This is a genomic window from Streptomyces sp. NPDC090021 (assembly GCF_044748225.1).
GTDB lineage: Bacteria > Actinomycetota > Actinomycetes > Streptomycetales > Streptomycetaceae > Streptomyces.
The window spans coordinates 62129-82211 of record NZ_JBIVFO010000037.1 but is presented as its reverse complement, the minus strand read 5'-3'; the positions used below and the strand labels follow the sequence as shown (position 1 = coordinate 82211).

Here is a 20083-nt window from a genome sequence, read left to right as displayed (position 1 = left end):
CCCCGCCCCCCGGCAGCCGGGGTATGTCACGCTTGTTCCTGGGTGGGGCGCGCCCCCGCGGGGGGGGGGGGGCCCCCGCCGCCCCCCCCCCCCCCCCCCCCCCCCAACGGGACCGAACGCGGCGGGGCGGGGCGCCCCCCGTCTGAATTCCAAGCCAGACTTCTCCCGCAAGATCACCGTCGTCGTCCACGGCGATCTCGCCAGTCAGCTCGTAACCGATTCGCACCGGGAACACAGCGAGAAACTCGTCCTCGCCGCACGGGAACGCGAGCAAGGACATCGCGGATGCGTGGTGGACGGGAACGGATCCGTCGACTTGATCGACTCCTGGAGTTTGATCAGCTCCGCCTGGAGCCGTAGCAGCTCGTCCTCGTAGACCGCGGCGCTTCGGTCAGGTCAGTCTCGGCTGGCATCCGCGCGCAACGATGCCCATCGGGCCTGGGCGTGTCGATACGCTGACCGTGGATCGGGCAACCGAGCGAGCCGTCGGAGGGAAAGCACGTGGGTGTGAGGGATCCGTTGCCGCAGGTACCGCGGATGCGACTGGACGAGCTGCTGGACGAGCTCCAAGCCCGCATCGACGAGGTGCGAGGCACCCGGGACCGGGTGCACAGCCTCCTGGAAGCCGTGGTGTCGGTGGGGCGGGAACTGGATCTCGCCCAGGTGCTTCGGCGGATCGTGGAGGCCGCCGCGCTGCTCGTCGACGCCGAATACGGCGCGCTGGGAGTGATCGGCCCCGACGGCCGGACTCTCTCACAGTTCCTGACCGTGGGGCTCACGGATGAGGAGATCGCCGAGATCGGTCCCTTGCCGGCGGGCCACGGCTTGCTCGGGGAGGTCATCCACCACCCGGAACCGCTGCGCCTGACGGATCTCGGCGCGCACTCCTCTTCCTACGGCTTTCCGGCCCATCACCCGCCCATGCGCACCTTCCTCGGTGTGCCGATCCGGGTCCGCGACGAGGCGTTCGGCAATCTCTACCTGACCGACAAGCGTGGCGGGATCGACTTCGACACCGAGGACGAGACGGTGATCTCCACCCTCTCGGTGGCGGCGGGTGTCGCGATCGACAACGCTCGGCTCTACGAGGGCTCTCAGCTCCAGCAGCGGTGGCTCAGGGCCAATGCGGAGATCACCGAGAGCCTGCTGTCCGGCAGCTCCCGCCCGTCGGTGCTGGAGCTCATCGCCCGCCGCGCACAAGAGATCACCGCGGCACGCCTCGCTGACATCGCCATGCCCGTGGCGGGTATCGACGGCCTGGTCGTGGAGTTCGCGGCCGATGCGGACGGAGCCGAGCGGCAAGGTCTCGTCGTCCCCTTCGCGGGCACGCTCGCAGGAGCGGCGCACCTGGCCGGCAAACCCGTCACAGCGGTGCAGGCCTGGGCCGACGAGCGCTATCCCGCTGAGTCCCAGGTTCAGGAAGGGTTGGGGCCCGCCGTGGCAGTCCCGTTGGGCACCGCGGGCGGCGAAAGCAGAGGTGTCCTGCTGCTCGCGCGCCCGGCGGGAGAGCCGGCGTTCGGCGAGGGCGAGCTGGAGCCGCTCGTCGCCTTCGCCGGTCAGGCCGCACTCGCCTTGGAACTGGCTGAGCGGCGCCGGGACGCCGAGCAGATAGCACTGCTGGAGGAGCGCGACCGAATCGCCCGTGACCTGCACGACCTGGCGATCCAGCGTCTCTTCGCCACCGGCATGACCTTGCAGAGCGCTGCCCGGCTCGTCGAGCACGACAGGGCCGCCGAAAGGGTCGGCCGGGCGGTCGACGACCTGGACGAAACGATCAAGATCATCCGGTCGACGATCTTCGGGCTGCGTACCAAGGACCGCGAGGGCGGCCCTGGTCTACGGGCGCGCGCCGCCCGTGCCGTCGGCGACGCGGCCACCACCCTCGGTCACCCGCCGCGCCTGAGCATGGAAGGCCTGCTCGACACCGACGTACCTCCACAGATCGCCGACCACGTCATCGCTGTGCTGGGCGAGCTGCTCAGCAACGCCGCCCGCCACGCACGGGCGACCCGGGTCGGAGTGACCCTCAAGGCCGGCCAGGGCGAGATCGTGCTGACCGTCTCGGACAACGGGACGGGCATTCCGGCCCAAGGCCGCAGAAGCGGCCTGCTCAACCTCGACGAACGGGCGCAGAGCCTGGGTGGCTCCTTCACTCACGAGACTCCGGATGACGGGGGTACAAGGCTCGTCTGGCGGGCTCCCCTCTCCACCGGGGGTTGAGGACCGGGGCACGGCATCAGCCCCTGTCCGCGGGCACGGGCCGCGCCGAGTCCGCCGCCAACCGGAACCCGATGACGAGATCCGGACGGATGCGCAGGGTGCTGGTCATCCGGTGCGCCACCCATGGACGCAGCAAGTGCGCGTACCGGTCCACCTCGTCGGCATCTGCCGCCACCCTCACGTAACCAGTGACGACAACGCTCCAACCGAGGTGCGTGACGGAATCGATGACGTCCGCTTCGTAAGCGACCACCACACCGGGAGCATCGGCGGGTGCCGCGTGAGCTTGAGTGGTAAGCACAGCCGTGCGCGCCGGGGCCGGGCGCGCCGGCATGGTCGGCGCACGCTACGGGCCGACCAGCCGGCTGGTGCGTACGGCGCCCTGGTCGGTCGTGACGGGTGAACTTCCGGGCGGACCCGCACCGGCTAGACTTGCAGAGTTATGCAATTCAGGAGTTCTGGATATGACGGACGGGGGTTGCGAGGTGGCCGGGTTCGAGGAAGCGGCGCTGGAGCGGGTCCGTGTGGCGCGGGCGCGCCTGCGGGCCGCGCAGGAGGCCGGCGATGCCTTCGATGAGGCGCAGGCCGCGGAGGAGCTGGAGGACGCGCTGCGCGTGGCCCACGATCACGGCGTGGCCACCGGTGCGGGGGACACCCGATGAGCCTCGGGGTGCCCTCGGCGGGTCGGGGGCGTCGGTGATGGTCAGGCGCCCCAGCGGGCAGACGGCTGTCGCGGTGCGCAAGCACGTGTGGACGGTTCCTCTTCGGACGGGAGAGCTCCTCGGCGCCGGTCCTGTGCCTGAGGTCCGGACGGTCGAGGAGCCGGGAACCAGGAAGGAAGAGGAATCATGACGGACAACCTGCCCGAGAGGGACACGGCTGCGGAGCACGAGAACTGGAAGGAGAAGGGCGTCGCGATGCGGGCCTTCTTCTACATCTTCGGCACGCACGTGTTCGCCGGGTGCATCTGGCTGCTCTTCTACCTGGGGCAGCACGCCCAGAAGTGAGACCGGGACCGGAGTGGGGTCCGGGCGCGCCCGGGGTGCGGGGTCGGCCTGGGAGGAAGCGGCCGTCTTCCGGTGTCAGAAGCGCGTGGAACCCGCACTAACGGAAGACGGCCGCCGCATGTGGGGTGCGGGCCCCGCAGGGCCGGCACCGTGGGGGGCGCCGTTCAGGTGTGGCGGCCGGCCTTGAGGTCGGCCAGGAGTTCGGCCTGGCCCTCCAGGACGCCGGAGAGGATGCCGCGGGCGACCCGCAGCAGCTCGGCGATCTGGGGATGGGTCAGGCTGTAGTGCACGTTCGAGCCCTCCCGGCGGGTGACCACCAGGTTGGCCTTGCGCAGGACGGCGAGCTGCTGGGAGAGGCTCGCGGCTTCCACGCCGACCTCGGGCAGCATCTCGCCGACCGCGTGCTCACGTTCGGACAGGAGCTCCAGGACGCGGATGCGCACCGGGTGCCCCAGCGTTTTGAAGAACTCCGCCTTCAGCTGGTACAGCGGCGTGGTCACCTGTGTACCTCTCCCCTGACTGCCCATCTCATCCACCCGGAACCGTTCCTTCGTAGGGCATCCGTTCGACCCTCATCACACCTTGCGACCTCCACAATTGCAGATCCCTGCAACTCGCGGGTCCTGGCGGGGTGCCTTCGTGACCTTCGACTCCCCGGAGCGGGGCTCAGATGAGGGCGGGCGCCTCGGGCGACTGCCCGGTGGGCCAGTCGTCGGTGGTCCACTGCTTGACCGTCCCGCGAGCCCCGTGGGCGGCCAGAGCGGCGGCGAGGTCGCAGTGGACGGGCACGGGCGGGCAGGTCGCATCGGGGACGAGGGAGCCGTCCGCGGGGATCGCGGCGAGTTCGAGTCGTCGCCCGCTCTCGCCGAGACGGCGGGCGGCCTGGGCGACGGCGACCTGCCCGCCGGCCGACCAGCCCAGAAGTCCGGTCAGATCGAGAATGACCGGGCCGGTGCCCCGGGCGAGCGCCCATCCGATCGCGCCGGTGAACCGGTCGGTGGCGTCCGCGCCGAGGTACCCGGCCAAGGACAACACGCCCAGGTCCTGACGGGTGGTGTAGCGCCATTCGATCGTCATCGTCAGCTCCTCGCATTCACAGGGGAAGGGTGATCCAGATGGCCTTGCCACGCCCGTCCGCATCCGCCCGCACGACAGCGGTGCCGCCGAGCTCCGTCGTCAGCTCCACCACCATGGCCAGGCCGCTGCCCGGCGCGCCGGCGAGCGCACCGAACAGAGCCGGCTGGTAGGGGTGACGGTCGTGGACGGCGAACGCGAAGGCTCCGGGTCCGTGGGCGTAGGTCACGTTGATCATCGGTGAGGACACGGCGGCGTGACGGACGGCGTTGGTGACCAGCTCGGCCACGATCAGCAGCGCCGGTCCCACGCTCGGATGGCGAAGGTCCACCCCGCACTCCACCAGGACCAGCTCGGTGGTCTCCCGGGCAATGCGCACGGCCGAACCCATGGCCGGCACATCCAGCACGTGCCGGTAGGGCATCGCCTCGACCTGGACACTCACCGGCCCGCCCCCGAGACCGTACGGGCCAGACGGAACCCGGACACGGACTGCGGGTGCAGGCGCAGCAGGGTGTCGTGCGGGCCGTGAGTCCAGCCGGGCAGGGTACGCCGGTAGTGGGCGGCCTCGTCCGGGTCGGCGATGACATCGGCCGGCCCGTGGGCGCTGACCGTCCAGCCGGTCCCCACCGGGGTGCGGATCTCATCGACCTGGTAGGTCAGCAGTGCCCGGCCGGGGATCGTGGCGGCCTGCACGGGGGCTCGGACGACGAGGCGTCCGTACTCCATCACGTGCACGGCGGGCCGTACGACGGCCACCTCCCGCTGGACGTAGACGAGCCGGCCCTGAGCGGAGCCCTCCAGGAGCCACAGGGCCTCGGTGCCGGAGACCTCGATCATGCGGCGTTCGGCGGAGACGGTCATCGTGCGGCCTTCCGGATGCGGTGCGGTCGGTGACGGGTACGGGGCAGCAGTCCCGCCTGTTCCAGATACGTGCGGGCCCCGGCGATCGCCTCCGGGGTGGTGGCGTACTCGCGGCCTTCGCGGCGCAGCAGTTCCAGTGCGCCGACGGCGTCCAGGGCCTGGCGCTGGCCGGGCCGGATACCGGAGGTCAGCACGGCGATGCCGCGCCGGTTCAGCTTCTCCACGGCGTCTTTGAGGACGAGGGCTCCGGTGGCGTCGAGGGTGGTCACCCGCGCCATGCGCAGGATGACCACCTTCACGTCGGCGACCTCGGAGAGTTCGAGGAGGAAGCGGTGGGCGCCGGCGAAGAAGAGCGGTCCGTCGATGCGGTAGGCCACGATGTGCTCGGCGAGCAGGGCGTGTTCCTCGTCACTGTGCTCGCCGGGCAGGTCGGGCCGGAAGTCGACCTGTTCCATCCGCGTCTGGCTCGCCACCGCCTTCAGGGCCAGGGCTCCGGCGACGACCAGACCGATGATCACCGCGTACACCAGGTCGAGGAGCAGCGTGGCGGCGGCGGTCAGGACCAGGACGACGGCGTCGGAGCGGGTCGCCTTCGTCATCGCGCGCAGCGAGCCGACCTCCACCATGCGGATCGCCGTCGCCAACAGCACGCCCGCCAGCGCCGCGAGCGGGATCTTCGAGACGAGGGGGGCGGCGGCGAACACGATCACGGCGAGTACCGCCGCGTGGGTGAGAGCGGCCAGCCGGGAGGAGGCGCCGGTACGGACGTTGACGGCGGTGCGCGCGATGGCGGCGGTGGCGGGCACGCCGCCGAACAGCGGGGCCGCGAGGTTGGCTACGCCCTGCCCGAACAGCTCCTTGTCCGGGTCGTGCCGCTGCCCCACCGTCATCCCGTCCGCCACCGTCGCCGACAGCAGCGACTCCAGCGCGGCGAGCGCCGCGACCGCGACCGCCGGCGCCAGCAGCGAGCCCAGCGCGGACGGGTCGAGGAAGCCGAGGGACGGTGCGGGGAGCCCGGCGGGCAGGTCGCCGATGGGGGCCGCCGCGTCCAGGTGGAAGAGCTGCGCGAGTACGGTCGCGGCGATCACCGCGACGATCGAGAACGGGATGGCCGGCTTCCACCGGGCGCCGGCCAGCATCACCGCCGCGACACCCAGCGAGAGGCCGATCGCCGTCCCGTTCGGGAAGGCAGCGAACTCCACGACCGCCCGCCAGGCCACCACCAGGACCTTCTCGCCCTCGGGCTTCTCGACCCCGAGCGCGTTGGGTATCTGCTGGAGACCGATCACGCACGCGATCCCCAGGGTGAAGCCCTCCACCACCGGCGCCGGCACGTACCGCATGTACTGCCCGGCCCGCAGGAGGGCGAGACCGATCAGAAGGACCCCGGCCATCAGACCCACGGTGAGGACGCCACCGGGTCCGTACCGGGCGACGATCGGCACCAGGACCACGGTCATCGCACCGGTCGGCCCGGACACCTGAAGGTTCGACCCGCCGAACAGCGCGGCGAGCGCACCCGCGACCACCGCGGTGGCCAGCCCCGCCTCCGCGCCCAGGCCGGAGGAGACCCCGAACCCGAGCGCGAGGGGAAGGGCGACGATCGCCACGGTGAGGCCGGCCAGCAGGTCCCGGCGGGGGCTACGCACCATCACCGCGTAGTCCGCCCGGGCGGGCAGGATGGAGCGGACCCGGCCCAGCACGGCCGTCACCGCGGTGTACACGCTCACGACGGCGCACCCTCGGACTCGCGCAGTTCCTCCAGCAGCACGCTCTGTCCCGTCAGGACCTCGGTCAGGATCCGCCGTGCCGCCAGCATGAGCTGCGCCACGTCCCCGCCGGCCAGCTCGTAGACGACGGTCGCGCCGTTACGGGCCGAGGTGACGATCCCCGACCGGCGCAGGACCGCGAGCTGCTGGGACAGGGCGGAGGGCTCGACCTCGATCGCGGCCAGCAGGTCCCGCACCGGCATCGGCCCGTCCTGCAGCAGCTCCAGGACCCTTATCCGCACCGGGTGCCCGAGCATCCGGAAGAACTCGGCCTTGGCCTGATACAGCGGTACCGGCACGGTCTCGCACCCTTCTCACCACCCCGAACGGGGCGAACGTCTGGTGCTGTGCCCGCGGCTACCTACGGACACAGCACACGCAGCATCTATGAAATTGCAGACTTTTGCAATTTGCTATTATGGCTCCTTCGCTGCGTGACGCCCGCGGGCCGGCCGGCCGGTCGCGCTCCAGGGCGCTCTCGCGTCCCGACGTCCAGAAACCTGCGTGAATGAGCGACAACCTGCCGCCGTGTCCGAAGTGCTCCAGCGAGTACACCTACGAGATGAACGCCCTGATGGTCTGCCCGGAGTGCGGCCACGAATGGGTACCCGCCGCGAGTGCCGACGGCGACGCCGGTGGGCCCGCGGAGCGGGTGGTCAAGGACGCCGTCGGCAACGTGCTGAGCGACGGCGACAGCGTGACCGTCGTCAAGGCGCTCAAGGTCAAGGGCAGCCCCTCGGGCATCAAAGCGGGCACCAAGGTCCGCAACATCCGCCTGATCGACGGCGTCGACGGCCACGACATCGACTGCCGCATCGAGGGTTTCGGGGCCATGCAGCTCAAGTCGAGCGTGGTCAAGAAGGCCTGACCCGCGGATCACGCACGCGCGGTCGCCGCCTCGGTCGCCCCGGTCGTCCCGGCCGTCCGGGGCAGACTCCGCTTCGCCGGAACCGGCCCCGGGTCCCGACCTGTCGCTCCGGCACCGGCAGGCGTAGCGGCGGCGGCCCCGCGCGGTGTCATGCCCGGCCGGTGGGACGCAGCTCGCGTTCGAGGGCGGCCATGGCGAACGCGTGCGGGGAGGTGTGCTGCCAGCGGGACCGTCCGAACATCACGTCCTCGGAGATCCCGCTCAGCATCGCCACGGCCCGGACGGTGAACTCCGGAACGTCCACGTCGGCGAAGTGCCCCAGGTCCCGGCCCTCGCGGAGGATGGCTTCCAGGCGCTCGTCCCAGCCGTCCAGCAGCTCGGTGAGGATGCGCCGGCCCGCCTCGTCGTGGCGCTGGGCCAGTACCTGCGTCCAGAGCGCATAGCGTTCGTCGCCCTGGTGGCGGGGCAGGTAGTGGCTGACGAAGAGGTCCAGCTTCTCGGCGGGCGACGCGGCCCGGTCGGCGGCCTGCTGAAAGCGGGTCCAGAGGTCCGCCTGGCTCCACGCCAGGACCTCAAGGAGGAGCCGGTCCTTCTTGCCGAAGTGGTAGAGGATGTGTCCGGTGCTCATACCGGCCCGCGCGGCGATGTCCGACATCCGCAGGGCCGCCGCGCCCTTCTCCGCGATGACACTGATGGCCGCGCGCATCGCCCGCCCCCGCGCCTCGTCCCCACTGGGCTGACGCTTCCTGTCGACCGGGACCCGCGCGGCGGCCCGGACGTCGGCCGGCCCGATCGCGCCTTCCGGTGGGAGGGGACGGTCGGGCAGCGCGGGCCCGGTCTCTGACGTCGGCATGAGCTCACTTTCACTTCCGGAAATCCAGGCTCCAAGTCTAGATTCCGGGAATCCAGACCTTTAATCTAGACTGAAAATCTAGTCAGAGCGATGGGGAGTGTGACGACCGGCTGTACGCGGTCGCCCCGACGGCCGGCGGCCCGCCTGTACGACCCACCACCCGGGAGACACCCTCATGACGCGCGCATTCGATGTCGTGGAGACCTGCATCGCCGACCTGCGCACCGCGCTGGAGAAGGGCGAGACCACGGCGGTCGGGCTGCTCGACGCCTACCTCGCGCGGATCCACGCCTACGACCGGCCCGGTACGGCCACCGCCCTCAACGCGATGGTCGTGATGAACCCGGAGGCCCGCGCGGAAGCGGAGGCCTCCGACGCGCGCCGCGCCCGGGGCGAGACGCTCGGCCCGCTGGACGGAATCCCGTACACCGCGAAGGACAGCTACCTCGCGAAGGGCCTGACGGCCGCGTCCGGCTCCCCCGCGTTCGAGCACCTCGTCGCCCAGCGCGACGCCTTCGCCATCGAGCGGCTGCGGGCGGGCGGGGCCGTCCTCATCGGCCTGACCAACATGCCGCCGATGGCGAACGGGGGCATGCAGCGCGGCCTGTACGGCCGCGCGGAGAGCCCGTACAGCGCGGACTGGCTGACCAGCGCCTACGGCTCGGGCTCCTCCAACGGCTCCGGCACGGCGACGGCGGCTTCCTTCGGAGCGTTCGGCCTCGGGGAGGAGACCTGGTCCTCGGGCCGCGCGCCCGCCTCGAACAACGCGCTGTGCGCCTACACCCCCAGCCGCGGTGTGATCTCGGTCCGCGGCAACTGGCCGCTCGTACCGACCATGGACGTCGTCGTCCCGCACACCCGCACCATGGCCGACCTGCTCGAACTCCTCGACGTCATCGTCGCCGACGACCCGCGGACGCGCGGTGACCTGTGGCGCGCCCAGCCGTGGGTGGCGCTGCCCCCCGCTTCCCGGGTACGCCCCGCCTCCTACCCCGCCCTCGCCCCCACCGGCGCCGGGGCCGCAGCCGACGCGCTCGCCGGGAAGCGCTTCGGCGTGCCCCGGATGTACATCAACGCCGACCCCGTTGCCGGAACGAACCCCGACGGCGGCATCGGCGGCCAGACCGGGCAGCGCATCGACACGCGCCCCTCGGTGATCGCCTTGTGGGAAGCCGCACGCCGCGACCTGGAGGCCGCCGGCGCCGAGGTCGTCGAGGTCGACTTCCCCGTGGTGTCGAACTACGAGTCCGACCGCCCCGGAGCGCCCTCGCTACTCACCCGCGGACTGGTCGGCCGGGAGTACCTCACCTTCGAGATCGAGGACCTGTCCGCCTGGGCCTGGGACGACTTCCTGCAGGCCAACGGCGACCCGGCGCTTTCCACCCTGGCCGGGGTCGACGGCACCCTCATCTGGCCCAAGCAGGAGGGCGAGCTGCCCGACCGCTACGACGGCTTCGACGACACGATCGGCGACTACCCGCGCTTCGTGCGCGAGCGCCCGTACGCCTCCCTCACCGACATGCCGCACCTCGAACAGGGACTGCGCGGCCTGGAGGAGACGCGCCGGGTCGACCTGGAGCTGTGGATGGACGGGCTGGGCCTGGACGCGGTGGTCTTCCCCGCGGTCGCCGACGTCGGCCCGGCCGACATGGACGTCGACGAGGCGTCCGCCGAACTCGGCTGGCGCAACGGCGTCTGGGTCGCCAACGGCAACCTGGTCCCCCGCCACCTCGGTATCCCGACCGTCACCGTGCCGATGGGCACCATGACCGACACCGGCATGCCCGTCGGCCTGACGTTCGCGGGCCGCGCCTACGACGACAACGCCCTGCTGACCCTGGCCGCCGCCTTCGAGAGCACCGGCAGCCGCCGCACCGAGCCTGCGCGTACGCCGCGCCTGTCGGCGCAGTGATCTGACGGAAGCCGGCCTCCGGTCGGACCGTGGTGGCCGGCAACGGAAGCGATCGCCCCGTGGAGCCGCTGTGAGCCCCTTCCCGGTACGGGGAGGGGCCCTTGTCGCGATGGCCGCGCTTCGGTGCGCGGAGCACGCGGCTCGTCGGCCCGGTGACGCCGGATCTGTCGCCCCGGGCGCGGAGGACCCGCGCCCGTGTGCCCGAGTACCGCGGGGGCGGACGGGCGTTGGACGCGCAGTGGCATCAGGCCGCCCGGACGGCGGGGCGTGCGAGTGGGGTCAGGGACGCGTACTCGAGGGGGGCGGACGGGTCGATCGACACGTCCAGCGGGGCCGGCTCGGCGCCCGAGCGGACGAGCAGGTCGCCGACGGCGGCGATCATCGCCCCGTTGTCCGTGCACAAGGTCATCGGCGGAACCCGCAGCTCGATTCCGGCCGAGGCGCACCGCTTCTCCGCGAGGGCGCGGACGCGGGAGTTGGCGGCCACTCCGCCGACCACGACCAGCGTCCTCACGTCGTACGCCGTGCAGGCCGCCATGGCCTTGCGGGTCAGGACATCGGCCACGGCCTCCTGGAGGGCGGCGGCTCCGTCGACCACCGGCACCTCCTCGCCACGCCGACGGTGCTGTTCGACCCAGCGGGCGGCGGCGGTCTTGAGGCCGGAGAAGGAGAAGGCGTACGGGTCGTCGCCGGGCCGGGTGAGCGGGCGGGGGAAGGCAACGGCCTGCGGATTCCCCTCCCGTGCGGCCCTGTCGATGGCCGGGCCGCCCGGGTAGGGGAGGCCGAGGATGCGTGCGACCTTGTCGAAGCACTCGCCGGCAGCGTCGTCGAGGGTGTCCCCCAGGTGCAGGATCGGCTCGCGTACGAGGTCCCGGACGAGGAGGAGGGAGGTGTGGCCGCCGGAGACGATCAGCACCACGCACGGCTCGGGCAGCGGCCCGTGCTCCAGGGTGTCGGCGGCCACGTGCCCGGCGAGGTGGTGGACGCCGTACAGCGGCACCCCGGCCGTGTAGGCCAGGGTCTTCGCGCCCGCCAGGCCGACCTGGAGGGCACCGGACAGTCCGGGGCCGGTGGTGACGGCGACGGCGTCGAGCTGACCGATCCGCAGTCCGGCCCGGTCGAGGGCCTGCCGGACCACCGGATTGAAGGCGTGCAGGTGGGCGCGGGCCGCGATCTCGGGGACCACGCCACCGAACCGGGCGTGCTCGTCCATGCTCGACGCCACCACGTGGGCCAGCAGCTTCCCGTCCTGCACGATGCCCGCACCGGTCTCGTCGCACGACGACTCGATCCCCAGCACCACCGGTCCCGCCACAGCACCCACTCCTTATGCGCATAGTCTGCAACTGCAATATATGTGCAAGAAGGAGCCGGACGGACCGGCCGGGACCGGGCGTCTCATCCCTGGCGGACTCCTGGGAGTTCCCGGATGATCGGCCCGGCGCTCGCCGCGGCGGCGTCAGGTGGGGGTGTGGGCGGTCTTGTTCGGTTCGGCGCCGCCTTCGTCCCGGGCCTCGGGCACAGCAGGCTGTTGTGGTGCGGGCGGAGTACGGATCAGCAGAGCGACCACCACGGCCAGGGCGCCGATCACGGCGCCGACGCCGAATCCCCACCGGATGCCCGCGGCGAGGGCGCCGGTGGTGTCGGCGCCCTCGGCCGCCGCGGTGGCGGCGTGGCCCGACATGACGCTGATGACGAGGGCCGTGCCCGCTGCGGCGGCGACCTGCTGGAGCGAGCCCAGGATGGCGGAGCCGTGGGGATAGAGGTGCGGCGGCAGTACGGACAGACCGGAGGTGAAGACGGGGGTGAAGACGAACGCCATGCCCGCGCTCAGGGCCACGTGGAGGGCGAGCACCAGCCACGGCGAGGTCCCTTCGCCCGTGAGGGCGAACAGCGCGAGGCAGAGCGCCGTGAGTGCGGCTCCGGGTACGACCAGGCGTGGGGCGCCGAGCCGGTCGTACAGTTTGCCGACCTGCGGTCCGAGCAGGCCCATGGTCAGGCCGCCCGGGATGAGGAGCAGCCCGGTCTGCAGTGAGGTCAGGCCGCACACCTCCTGCAGGTACATCGGCAGCAGGATGAACGCCCCCATGAGGGCCATGAAGGACAGGCACATCAGGCCCAGCGCCATGGAGAAGTGACGAAACGCCAGTGCCCGCAGGTCCAGCAGCGGGGTGGAGGAGCGCTGCAGTGCCAGCTGTCGCCATACGAACAGTCCTACGAGCACGGCGCCGGCCAGGGTGACGGGCACCGGGGGCACGGCGGCCCGGGCCGCGTTCTCGGCACCGAGCCCGCTCAGGCCGTAGACCAGGGCGCCGAAGCCCGTTGCCGCCAGGGGGACGGACAACCAGTCGATCGGGGCGGCCTTCGGCTCGCCGATGTTGATCAGCTCACGCCGACCGAATACGGCCATGGCTCCGGCGACGGGAATCACGGCGAGGAACAGCAGGCGCCATGACCCCAGTTGCAGCAGCACGCCGGAGACGGCGGGCCCGAGGGCGGGTGCGACGGAGATGACGAGGGTGATGTTGCCCATGACACGGCCGCGGTCGCTCGGGGGCACGAGGGTCATCAGCGTGGTCATGAGCAGCGGCATCATGACGGCGGTGCCGCTGGCCTGGATGACGCGGGCGGCCAGCAGTACGGGGAAAGCGGGCGCGGCGGCGGCCAGAACCGTGCCGGCGAGGAACAGGGCCATGGCCAGACCGAAGGCGGTCCGGGTCGTCACGCGCTGGAGGAACCACCCGGTGACCGGGATGACGACGGCCATGGTGAGCATGAACGCCGTCGACAGCCACCCTGCGGCGGCTGCGGTGACGTCGAACTCGCGCATGAGCCGCGGGATCGCGTTGACCATGATCGTCTCGTTGAGGAGGACGACGAACGTGGACAGCACGAGAATCCGCAGCACGGCGGTGACGCGGTCCGGCGAGAGGGCGGGTGTTTCGTGTGGTGCGGCCATGATGCCTTCCGTCTTGTGAGTGTCCTCCGCGCGTGGCGGTCACACTGACAGACTGCGGCGTCGGGAGGAACTCATCGGTCTTCTCCGATCCTGTCGGTACCGGCACCCGGGCTCAAACCATTTTGCGGACCCGGAACGGCCGGGACACGGCTTCCGGGGCAGGCCGACACCAAGCCGCCGGACCGGCCCGGGGGCTCGTCCGTACAAGGGCCTACAAGGGCGTACAAGGGCGCAAGCATCACCCGGCCCGGGGCGCGGCCTGCCGTGCGGTGGGGTTTGATGTACTACGGTCGACCGGCGTTCCGGGAGGCGTGACCGTCCACCGCATGGTCGATGGATTCCGGCGGAGAGTGATGAGGCTGCGATGAGTGAACCGACGAGGCCCGTGATCGAGCGTCCGGAGGGGGACGCTCCGGAGGAGCTGACGGTCCGGGACCTCGTCGTGGGGGACGGGCCCGAGGCGAGGCCGGGCAGGGTCGTCCGGGTCCACTACGTCGGGGTCACCTTCGCGTCCGGGCGGGAGTTCGACGCCTCCTGGGACCGGGGCGAGCCGTTCAAGTTCGCCGTGGGCGGCGGCAGGGTCATCAAGGGCTGGGACCGGGGCATCCGGGGGATGAAGGTCGGCGGCCGACGCGAGATCGTCGTTCCCCCTCGCCTCGGCTACGGCAAGCAGTCCCCCTCGCCGTTGATCCCGCCGGGTTCCACCCTCGTCTTCGTGGTGGACCTGCTCTCCGTGGTCTGAGAAGGCCCGCCGGTCTGCGCCGCGCCCTCATGACCGTTGTGATCGTGGGTGGTTCCGGGTTCCCGGGTGCCCAGCTCGTGCGGCCACCGGACGGCCGCGACCTGCGCGACCAGGCCCGGGAGCACCACGGCCGGTCGCCCGGCACTCCCCCGGCCTGCGGGATCCCGCCACGCGTCGAAGCGCACCTCGGCGGAACCGAGGCTCGCGGCCGCCGCGGACTCGGCGTACGCATCGCCCGGCGCCACGGGCCCGACGGCTCCCGGTCGCGCACGGGGCTGCGGGTCGGCGGCTCGGTTCCCGGGGCTGTCGACGTCCGCCTCGGCAGCCGGTACCGGGGCGCGGGCCGGGGACCACGCTGCGCGGGTGCCCGTCAGTTCCTGACCCGGCGCGGCGGGGGCGGTACCGCCCCGCCCCGTCCCGCCCCGTCCCCGTCCCGTCTCCTGCCGTCCGCCGGAGGTCAGCCGGCGGGTTGGGTGAGGAACCGGTCGATCGCCTTGGCGACCTCGGGGTGGGCGAGGTACTCCTCGATGCTGTGGGCCCGGTCGCTCGCGTTCACGACGGCGTGTTCCTCGGTCAGCTTGCCCCAGACGCGCTCCAGCGGACAGCCGATGGCCACCGCGTCGGTCGGACACCAGGCGTTGACCCACTCGGTGACGCTATCGGGGCGGACGGTTCCGGGCGGGGCGAGCCTGCTGGTGACCGCGTTCATGCCCAGGGGGCTGCCCGCGGTGACGAGGAGGGTGACCTTCATGCCCGGGCGGAGCCGGTTGGCGACGAGGTCCATGCCGACCACCGTGCCGAGGCTGTGGGTCACCAGGACGAGTTCGCCCTCGTGCGGGATCTCTTCGAAGACGCGGTCCAGGACTTCCTTGCGGACCGTCGGGTCGCCGAGGTAGGCGTCCACGTCGCGGAAGATCGTCGCGATGGCCAGCGCGTCCACGTCGGACTTGGCCGCCAGCCAGCTCAGGGCGCCCTGGAGTGATCCGATGACCGCGCTGCCGAGGTTCTCGGTGGCGTCCTGTCCGTTCGGCGGCATGCCGGCCGTGACCGCCGCCTCCATGACGAGCTGCTCGTACGTCCCCTCCGCCGACCGGGCGGCGAAGGCTTCGAGCGCCGCCGCGGCGGGGGCGTCGGCGTAGGAGGACAAAAGCGCCTCGTGCTGCCCGATGACTTCGACGATCCGGTCGCCGTAGAACGGGAACCAGACGTGCTCCGGGTCGACGGTGCGGAGCCCGGCGCGGGTGAGGCCGTGGTTGAGTCCCCCCGTCCAGCCGCGGCGGAGCAGCTCGGGGTCCTTGCCCTGCTGGCTCCGGCCGTGCAGGAACACCAGGTGCCGTCGGCCTCCGCCCCAGAGGGAGTTCGGCGCGCCCTTCAGGCCGCGGGTGGCGCTGGGCGCGGAGGCCGTCGCCGCCTCCTGCGGGGCGGGAGCGGGTACGGGGGCCGGGGCGACGGGGACGGTCGGCGCGACGGGGACGGTCGGCGCGACCGGGACGGCGGTCGGTACGGGACCGGCCGGTGCGACCGGTGTCTCCACCGGGCCGACGGAGACCCCCTCTCGGAGCCCTGACTCGGGGCCCAGCTCCGCCAGCAGTGCACGCCGCCCGGGGTCCAGCGGCAGCGTGGCGAGGTGCTTGAGGATCGAGCTGATGCGGGCGCCCTCGTTCGAGACGTAGTCGACGGTGTCGTCGCTGTCGACGCCTCTGCGCCAGAGCTGGCCGTCCCTGCGCAGGATGCGGCCCTGGGCGTCCGTGTTCGGCACGCCCATGTGGTGCAGCGCCACCACCTCCCACTGGTCGTTGTAGACCGGGGACCCGGAATTGCCGGGCTCGGTGTCGGTCCGGTAGTGGAGGAAGTGCTCCAGCCGCTGCACGAGGGCGTTGTCGCGCAGCGCGATCTCCTTCAGTCTGCCCATCGGATGGCCGATGACGTTCACCGGTTCGTTCTGGACCAGTTTGCCCTGCTGGACGCTCAGCCGGTTCCATCCGAACCGCTCGCCGGCGAGGCTGCCGTCGGAGGCGGGGGTGACGGCCACCAGCGCGTAGTCGAGATGGCGGTCCGCCGCGAAGAACGTGTCGGGGTCGAACGCGAACCGGATCGCGGTGTCGGACGCGTTGTCGATGGTGACCTGGGCGTTGAACTCCAGGAAGCAGCGCCGTGCCGTCGCCGCGTCCGGCAGCACGTGGTGGTTGGTGAGCATCAGCCGGGGGGAGACCATGAAGCCGGTTCCGTGGGGCCGTTCGAGGCCGTCCCGGAGGATCGAGATCCGGGCGACGGTGGCGGCCGCGCGGGCACCTCGGGGCAGGAAGCTCCACGGCTGGAGGTCCTTGGTGAGGCCGATGACCCGCTCCAGGGTCTCGGGCATGTCCAGCGCCTCCGCGTGGACACTGCCCACGACCGCCGTCGGAGGCGCCCCGCCCCGTTCGAGCAGCCGGTTGGCCCGGCGGGCGATCCGCTCCGGGGTGTCCGGGTAGCGCACGCCCGCCGCCAGCTGCTTCTCGATCTCCTTCCGTTCCGCGGACGCCTCTCGGTACCGCCGCGCTGCCGCGGTCTGCTGTTCCTGCTCTTCGGGGGATTCGTTGGATGGGAGCACGTCCCTCACCGTTCCTGTGGCCGTGGGTCTTCCGACGCCTTCCAGGAGGCGCACACGCTGCCGGTGCCGCAACAACAACGGGTCCGGTCACGACTCCAACCGGGCGGAGCGGACCGCCACCGCGGGACCGGCTTCCTGGGGCGATGCTCCGACGCGGGGATTTCCGGGGCGCTGCGCCGGACAGGTGGGCGGGCGCAGTTGCACCGTGGTGCCCCATAACCCGCCTTTCACCTGGGCGTTCGCCTGTCTGCTCCGCTCCGCACGACAGCGGCTCGGGGCTGGTGCAGCGTCGGGAGGAGTGCACGGGAACCCCCTCCGGGAAGAGGCTCGAATGGACGAGGTCGAACAGTACGAGCGCTACGCCGGCGGCAGCCCGGAGGCGGAGCGGCTGCTCTTCGAACGGCTGGCGCGCGAGCTGATGCGGGTGCAGCTGAAGGTGAAGAAGCGCAGCGGCGCCGCGACGGTCGACCGGGCCTTCCACGCCAAGGCGGTCCTCGGTGTGGAGAACGCCCGGCTGCGCTTCCACGAGGACCTTCCGGAGGTTCTGCGGACCGGGTTCGCGGTGCCGGGGGCCGAGTATCCGGTCACGGTCCGGCTCTCCAACGCGAGCGGGGTGCGCCGGCCCGACTTCGCGCCCGATCTGCGCGGGGCGGCGCTGCGCGTCGAGGTGGGCCCGGGAGAGGTCCACGATCTGCTGATGACGAGCTTCCCGGTGTCCCACGCCCGCGACGCGGGTGAGTTCGTCGCCTTCGCCAAGGCCATGGCCGGTGCCGACTCGCGGCTGCGGCAGGGGTTCGCCCTGTTCGTCGCGCTGCCGCTGATGGTCGGCCGGCCCGCGGCCACCCGGATGCGGCGCAACGTCGTCGCGGGAACCCGGCGCACCGTGCACAGCCTGGCCCTGGAGACGTACTGGAGCCGGGGCGCGATCCTGTGGGGCGACCGCGGACCGGTGCGCTACCAGCTGCGGCCCGCCGCGGGTGCCCCGCCGGCTCCGGCGGCGTCGGGCACCGATCCGGATCACCTGTGGCGCGAGCTGGCCCAGCGGCTGCGCCGGGGGGACGTCGTCCTCGAACTGTGCGTGCAACGGTACGTGGACGCCCGGCGCACGCCGATCGAGGACGGGGCGGCCGAGTGGCACGAGGCTGTCGCGCCCGTCGTACCGGTGGCGACGCTGACCGTCCCGCGCCAGGACGTCGACACCGCCGAGGCCCGGGCGAGCGCCGCGCGGGTGGATCTGCTGGCGTTCAACCCGTGGCACACCTCGGGGGACTTCCGTCCCCTGGGCAACCTCAACCGGGCCCGCAAGGCCGCGTACGAGGCTTCCAGCGCCCACCGTCTGGGCCGGCGTTTCGTGACGGTCGAGCCGCGGCGCAACACCCTGCTCGGGGCACCACTGCGGGCGGGTTTCCGCGCGGTCAACCGCTTCGTCCCGTGGCACCGGCTGCCCACGCCGCTGGGCCTGCTCAACCTGATGGCCTTCCGGCAGACGCTGCGACGGCACAACCTCATCGACACCGAGCCCCGGCAGGCTCTGCCCGAGGCCGGTCCGGTGCCGGCGCCGCCCGACGAGGAACTGCTGGTCAGGCGCAGCTACGACGGCTCGTACAACGACCTGTCGGCGCCGCGGATGGGTGCTGTCGGGGCCACGTTCGGCCGCACCATGCCGCCCGTCTACCGCCCGGACCGGTTCGACTCGCCCCATCCGGTCACGGTGAGCCGGGAACTGCTGCGGCGTGAGCGGTTCATCCCCGCGACGTCCCTGAACATCCTCGCCGCCGCGTGGATCCAGTTCCAGGTGCACGACTGGGTCAAGCACAGGAGGTTCCCGGTCTCCACCCGGAGCGTCGAGGTTGCTATGCCGCCCGGCGAGACCTGGCGGAACACGCCGGGCGGGCGGCGGGAGGCGGTGATGCGCTTCGGTGAGGACGAAGCGGTGGCGACGCCCGGTGACGGCCGGCCGCCGATCGTGTTCGCGAGCGACGTGTCGCACTGGTGGGACGGCTCGGAGGTGTACGGCGGTGACCGGGCCACAGCGATGTCGCTGCGCGAGCCCGACGGCGGCGCCGGTCTGCGGCTGGAGGACGGTCATCTGCCGGGCGGCTCGAACGGCTCCCCGCTCACCGGGTTCACCGACAACTGGTGGCTGGGCCTCAGCGCGATGCACACCCTCTTCGCCCGGGAGCACAACACGGTGTGCGAAGCCCTGCGGCACGAGTATCCGCGCATGGACGAGGACCGGATCTACCACACGGCCCGCCTCGTCGTGTCGGCCCTGATCGCGAAGATCCACACGGTCGAGTGGACGCCGGCGATCCTCGCCACCGAGACGCTCGACGTCGGCATGAGGACCAACTGGCAGGGGCCGCCGAAGAAGTGGCTCGACCAGCTGGGCGTCTGGCTGCTGGAGACGAACGGGCGGCAGGGCATCCCGAAGACCCTGCCCGACCACCACGGAGCCCCGTACTCCCTCACGGAGGAGTTCGTCACCGTCTACCGGATGCATCCGCTGATGCCGGACGACTACGAGCTCGTCGACCACCGGTTCGGGCGCAGGCTCGACAGCCTGGACTTCACCGCTCTCCAGGGCGCCGCCACGGAGCCGCTCATCCGCAAGACGGGGCTGGTGAACACCCTGTACTCGCTGGGCATCGCGCACCCGGGCGCGATCACCCTGCACAACTTCCCCCGCACCCTGCAGGCGTTCGAGCGGGACGGGGAGGTGATCGACCTCTCCGTGGTCGACCTGGTGCGCACCCGGCGCCGCGGTGTCCCGCGCTACAACGACTTCCGGGCCGGACTGCACAAGCCGCGGATCCGGCGGTTCGAGGACCTGTCCACCGATCCGGAGACGGTCGCCCGGCTGCGCGACGTATACCGCTCGGTGGACGACATCGACACGATGGTGGGGCTGTTCGCCGAGAATCCGCCCGCGGGCTTCGGCTTCAGCGACACCGCCTTCCGCGTGTTCATCCTGATGGCCAGCCGGCGCCTGCAGAGCGACCGCTTCCTCACCGTCGACTTCCGGCCGGAGGTCTACACGCCCCTCGGCATGGACTGGATCGAACGCAACGGCATGACCACCGTCGTCCTGCGGCACTGCCCCGAGCTGGCGGGGATCCTGCCGCGCGGGGCGAGTGCCTTCGCGCCGTGGCGTCCGGTCGCACCGGTGCGCAACGGAGGCGGCCACGACTGAGCGGTGCGGCAGCCGGCGCCCGGGCGTCACCC

18 protein-coding genes are annotated in these 20083 nt (G+C 71.9%); 7 read left to right on the top strand and 11 right to left on the bottom strand.

What is annotated here, in order from left to right; translation table 11 throughout:
- Window positions 1-537: 537 nt before the first annotated feature.
- Window positions 538-2220, top strand: a complete 1683-nt coding sequence (locus ACIPXC_RS26945) for a GAF domain-containing protein (protein ID WP_401623278.1) — start codon at window positions 538-540, stop codon at window positions 2218-2220.
- A gap of 16 nt (window positions 2221-2236) precedes the next feature.
- Here ACIPXC_RS26945 and ACIPXC_RS26940 read toward each other — a convergent pair whose 3' ends face one another.
- Complete coding sequence (locus ACIPXC_RS26940) at window positions 2237-2554, bottom strand: pyridoxamine 5'-phosphate oxidase family protein (RefSeq protein ID WP_401623275.1); 318 nt, start codon at window positions 2552-2554, stop codon at window positions 2237-2239.
- A gap of 130 nt (window positions 2555-2684) precedes the next feature.
- On the opposite strand from ACIPXC_RS26940, the gene ACIPXC_RS26935 reads away from it, so the two are divergent.
- Together ACIPXC_RS26935 and ACIPXC_RS26930 are read left to right on the top strand one after the other, a co-directional pair.
- The gene (locus ACIPXC_RS26935; RefSeq protein ID WP_401623272.1) at window positions 2685-2882 is read left to right on the top strand and encodes a hypothetical protein; all 198 of its coding nucleotides are present in this window, start codon (window positions 2685-2687) and stop codon (window positions 2880-2882) included.
- Window positions 2883-3068: 186 nt separating this feature from the next.
- Entirely contained in the window at window positions 3069-3227 is a 159-nt protein-coding gene (locus ACIPXC_RS26930; RefSeq protein WP_401623270.1) for a DUF6126 family protein, read from the top strand.
- Window positions 3228-3391: 164 nt separating this feature from the next.
- On the opposite strand, the gene ACIPXC_RS26925 is transcribed toward ACIPXC_RS26930, so the two are convergent.
- From ACIPXC_RS26925 to ACIPXC_RS26900, 6 genes are all read right to left on the bottom strand, one after another.
- A complete protein-coding gene (locus ACIPXC_RS26925) occupies window positions 3392-3727 on the bottom strand; it encodes an ArsR/SmtB family transcription factor (protein WP_401623267.1) in 336 nt (111 codons plus the stop codon).
- A gap of 166 nt (window positions 3728-3893) precedes the next feature.
- Window positions 3894-4304, bottom strand: a complete 411-nt coding sequence (locus tag ACIPXC_RS26920) for an STAS domain-containing protein (RefSeq protein WP_401623264.1) — start codon at window positions 4302-4304, stop codon at window positions 3894-3896.
- A gap of 16 nt (window positions 4305-4320) precedes the next feature.
- The gene (locus tag ACIPXC_RS26915) at window positions 4321-4746 is read right to left on the bottom strand and encodes an ATP-binding protein (RefSeq protein ID WP_401623261.1); all 426 of its coding nucleotides are present in this window, start codon (window positions 4744-4746) and stop codon (window positions 4321-4323) included.
- Entirely contained in the window at window positions 4743-5165 is a 423-nt protein-coding gene (locus ACIPXC_RS26910) for a pyridoxamine 5'-phosphate oxidase family protein (RefSeq protein ID WP_401623258.1), read from the bottom strand. The genes ACIPXC_RS26915 and ACIPXC_RS26910 overlap by 4 nt, the downstream gene beginning before the upstream one ends.
- Window positions 5162-6817 carry a SulP family inorganic anion transporter gene (locus ACIPXC_RS26905; protein WP_401623293.1) on the bottom strand — a complete coding sequence of 552 codons (1656 nt, stop codon included), beginning with the start codon at window positions 6815-6817 and terminating at the stop codon, window positions 5162-5164. Before ACIPXC_RS26905 ends, ACIPXC_RS26910 begins: the two co-directional genes overlap by 4 nt.
- A 74-nt stretch (window positions 6818-6891) precedes the next feature.
- Complete coding sequence (locus ACIPXC_RS26900) at window positions 6892-7233, bottom strand: ArsR/SmtB family transcription factor (RefSeq protein ID WP_401623255.1); 342 nt, start codon at window positions 7231-7233, stop codon at window positions 6892-6894.
- Window positions 7234-7442: 209 nt separating this feature from the next.
- Between ACIPXC_RS26900 and ACIPXC_RS26895 the strand changes: the two genes are divergently transcribed.
- Window positions 7443-7802 carry a zinc ribbon domain-containing protein YjdM gene (locus ACIPXC_RS26895; protein ID WP_401623252.1) on the top strand — a complete coding sequence of 120 codons (360 nt, stop codon included), beginning with the start codon at window positions 7443-7445 and terminating at the stop codon, window positions 7800-7802.
- A gap of 148 nt (window positions 7803-7950) precedes the next feature.
- Here ACIPXC_RS26895 and ACIPXC_RS26890 read toward each other — a convergent pair whose 3' ends face one another.
- Entirely contained in the window at window positions 7951-8655 is a 705-nt protein-coding gene (locus ACIPXC_RS26890; protein ID WP_401623249.1) for a TetR/AcrR family transcriptional regulator, read from the bottom strand.
- A 175-nt stretch (window positions 8656-8830) separates the two neighbouring features.
- On the opposite strand from ACIPXC_RS26890, the gene ACIPXC_RS26885 reads away from it, so the two are divergent.
- Entirely contained in the window at window positions 8831-10567 is a 1737-nt protein-coding gene (locus ACIPXC_RS26885) for an amidase (RefSeq protein WP_401623246.1), read from the top strand.
- 244 nt (window positions 10568-10811) lie between these two features.
- Here the strand turns inward: ACIPXC_RS26885 and tsaD are convergent, their stop codons facing one another.
- Entirely contained in the window at window positions 10812-11870 is a 1059-nt protein-coding gene (tsaD, locus tag ACIPXC_RS26880; protein ID WP_401623290.1) for a tRNA (adenosine(37)-N6)-threonylcarbamoyltransferase complex transferase subunit TsaD, read from the bottom strand.
- A gap of 156 nt (window positions 11871-12026) precedes the next feature.
- A complete protein-coding gene (locus tag ACIPXC_RS26875) occupies window positions 12027-13526 on the bottom strand; it encodes a DHA2 family efflux MFS transporter permease subunit (RefSeq protein WP_401623243.1) in 1500 nt (499 codons plus the stop codon).
- A gap of 364 nt (window positions 13527-13890) precedes the next feature.
- Here ACIPXC_RS26875 and ACIPXC_RS26870 point away from each other — a divergent pair, with 364 nt between their 5' ends.
- Window positions 13891-14268 (top strand): FKBP-type peptidyl-prolyl cis-trans isomerase, encoded by a 378-nt coding sequence (locus ACIPXC_RS26870; protein WP_401623240.1) that lies wholly within the window; start codon window positions 13891-13893, stop codon window positions 14266-14268.
- A 457-nt stretch (window positions 14269-14725) separates the two neighbouring features.
- On the opposite strand, the gene ACIPXC_RS26865 is transcribed toward ACIPXC_RS26870, so the two are convergent.
- Complete coding sequence (locus tag ACIPXC_RS26865; RefSeq protein WP_401623237.1) at window positions 14726-16858, bottom strand: trypsin-like serine peptidase; 2133 nt, start codon at window positions 16856-16858, stop codon at window positions 14726-14728.
- Between the two features lie 331 nt (window positions 16859-17189).
- Between ACIPXC_RS26865 and ACIPXC_RS26860 the strand changes: the two genes are divergently transcribed.
- Window positions 17190-20051, top strand: coding sequence for a peroxidase family protein (locus tag ACIPXC_RS26860; protein WP_401623234.1), 2862 nt, complete (start codon window positions 17190-17192; stop codon window positions 20049-20051).
- Window positions 20052-20083 lie beyond the last annotated feature (32 nt).

Excerpts from the sequence above, each read along its gene's own strand:
- ACIPXC_RS26895 (WP_401623252.1), top strand. The coding sequence starts at position 7,443 with ATGAGCGACAACCTGCCGCCGTGTCCGAAGTGCTCCAGCGAGTACACC.
- ACIPXC_RS26920 (WP_401623264.1), bottom strand. The coding sequence starts at position 4,304 with ATGACGATCGAATGGCGCTACACCACCCGTCAGGACCTGGGCGTGTTG.
- ACIPXC_RS26940 (WP_401623275.1), bottom strand. The coding sequence starts at position 2,554 with ATGCCGGCGCGCCCGGCCCCGGCGCGCACGGCTGTGCTTACCACTCAA.
- ACIPXC_RS26935 (WP_401623272.1), top strand. The coding sequence starts at position 2,685 with ATGACGGACGGGGGTTGCGAGGTGGCCGGGTTCGAGGAAGCGGCGCTG.
- ACIPXC_RS26890 (WP_401623249.1), bottom strand. The coding sequence starts at position 8,655 with ATGCCGACGTCAGAGACCGGGCCCGCGCTGCCCGACCGTCCCCTCCCA.
- ACIPXC_RS26870 (WP_401623240.1), top strand. The coding sequence starts at position 13,891 with ATGAGTGAACCGACGAGGCCCGTGATCGAGCGTCCGGAGGGGGACGCT.
- ACIPXC_RS26910 (WP_401623258.1), bottom strand. The coding sequence starts at position 5,165 with ATGACCGTCTCCGCCGAACGCCGCATGATCGAGGTCTCCGGCACCGAG.
- ACIPXC_RS26945 (WP_401623278.1), top strand. The coding sequence starts at position 538 with ATGCGACTGGACGAGCTGCTGGACGAGCTCCAAGCCCGCATCGACGAG.
- ACIPXC_RS26885 (WP_401623246.1), top strand. The coding sequence starts at position 8,831 with ATGACGCGCGCATTCGATGTCGTGGAGACCTGCATCGCCGACCTGCGC.
- ACIPXC_RS26860 (WP_401623234.1), top strand. The coding sequence starts at position 17,190 with ATGGACGAGGTCGAACAGTACGAGCGCTACGCCGGCGGCAGCCCGGAG.
- ACIPXC_RS26875 (WP_401623243.1), bottom strand. The coding sequence starts at position 13,526 with ATGGCCGCACCACACGAAACACCCGCCCTCTCGCCGGACCGCGTCACC.
- ACIPXC_RS26930 (WP_401623270.1), top strand. The coding sequence starts at position 3,069 with ATGACGGACAACCTGCCCGAGAGGGACACGGCTGCGGAGCACGAGAAC.
- ACIPXC_RS26905 (WP_401623293.1), bottom strand. The coding sequence starts at position 6,817 with ATGGTGCGTAGCCCCCGCCGGGACCTGCTGGCCGGCCTCACCGTGGCG.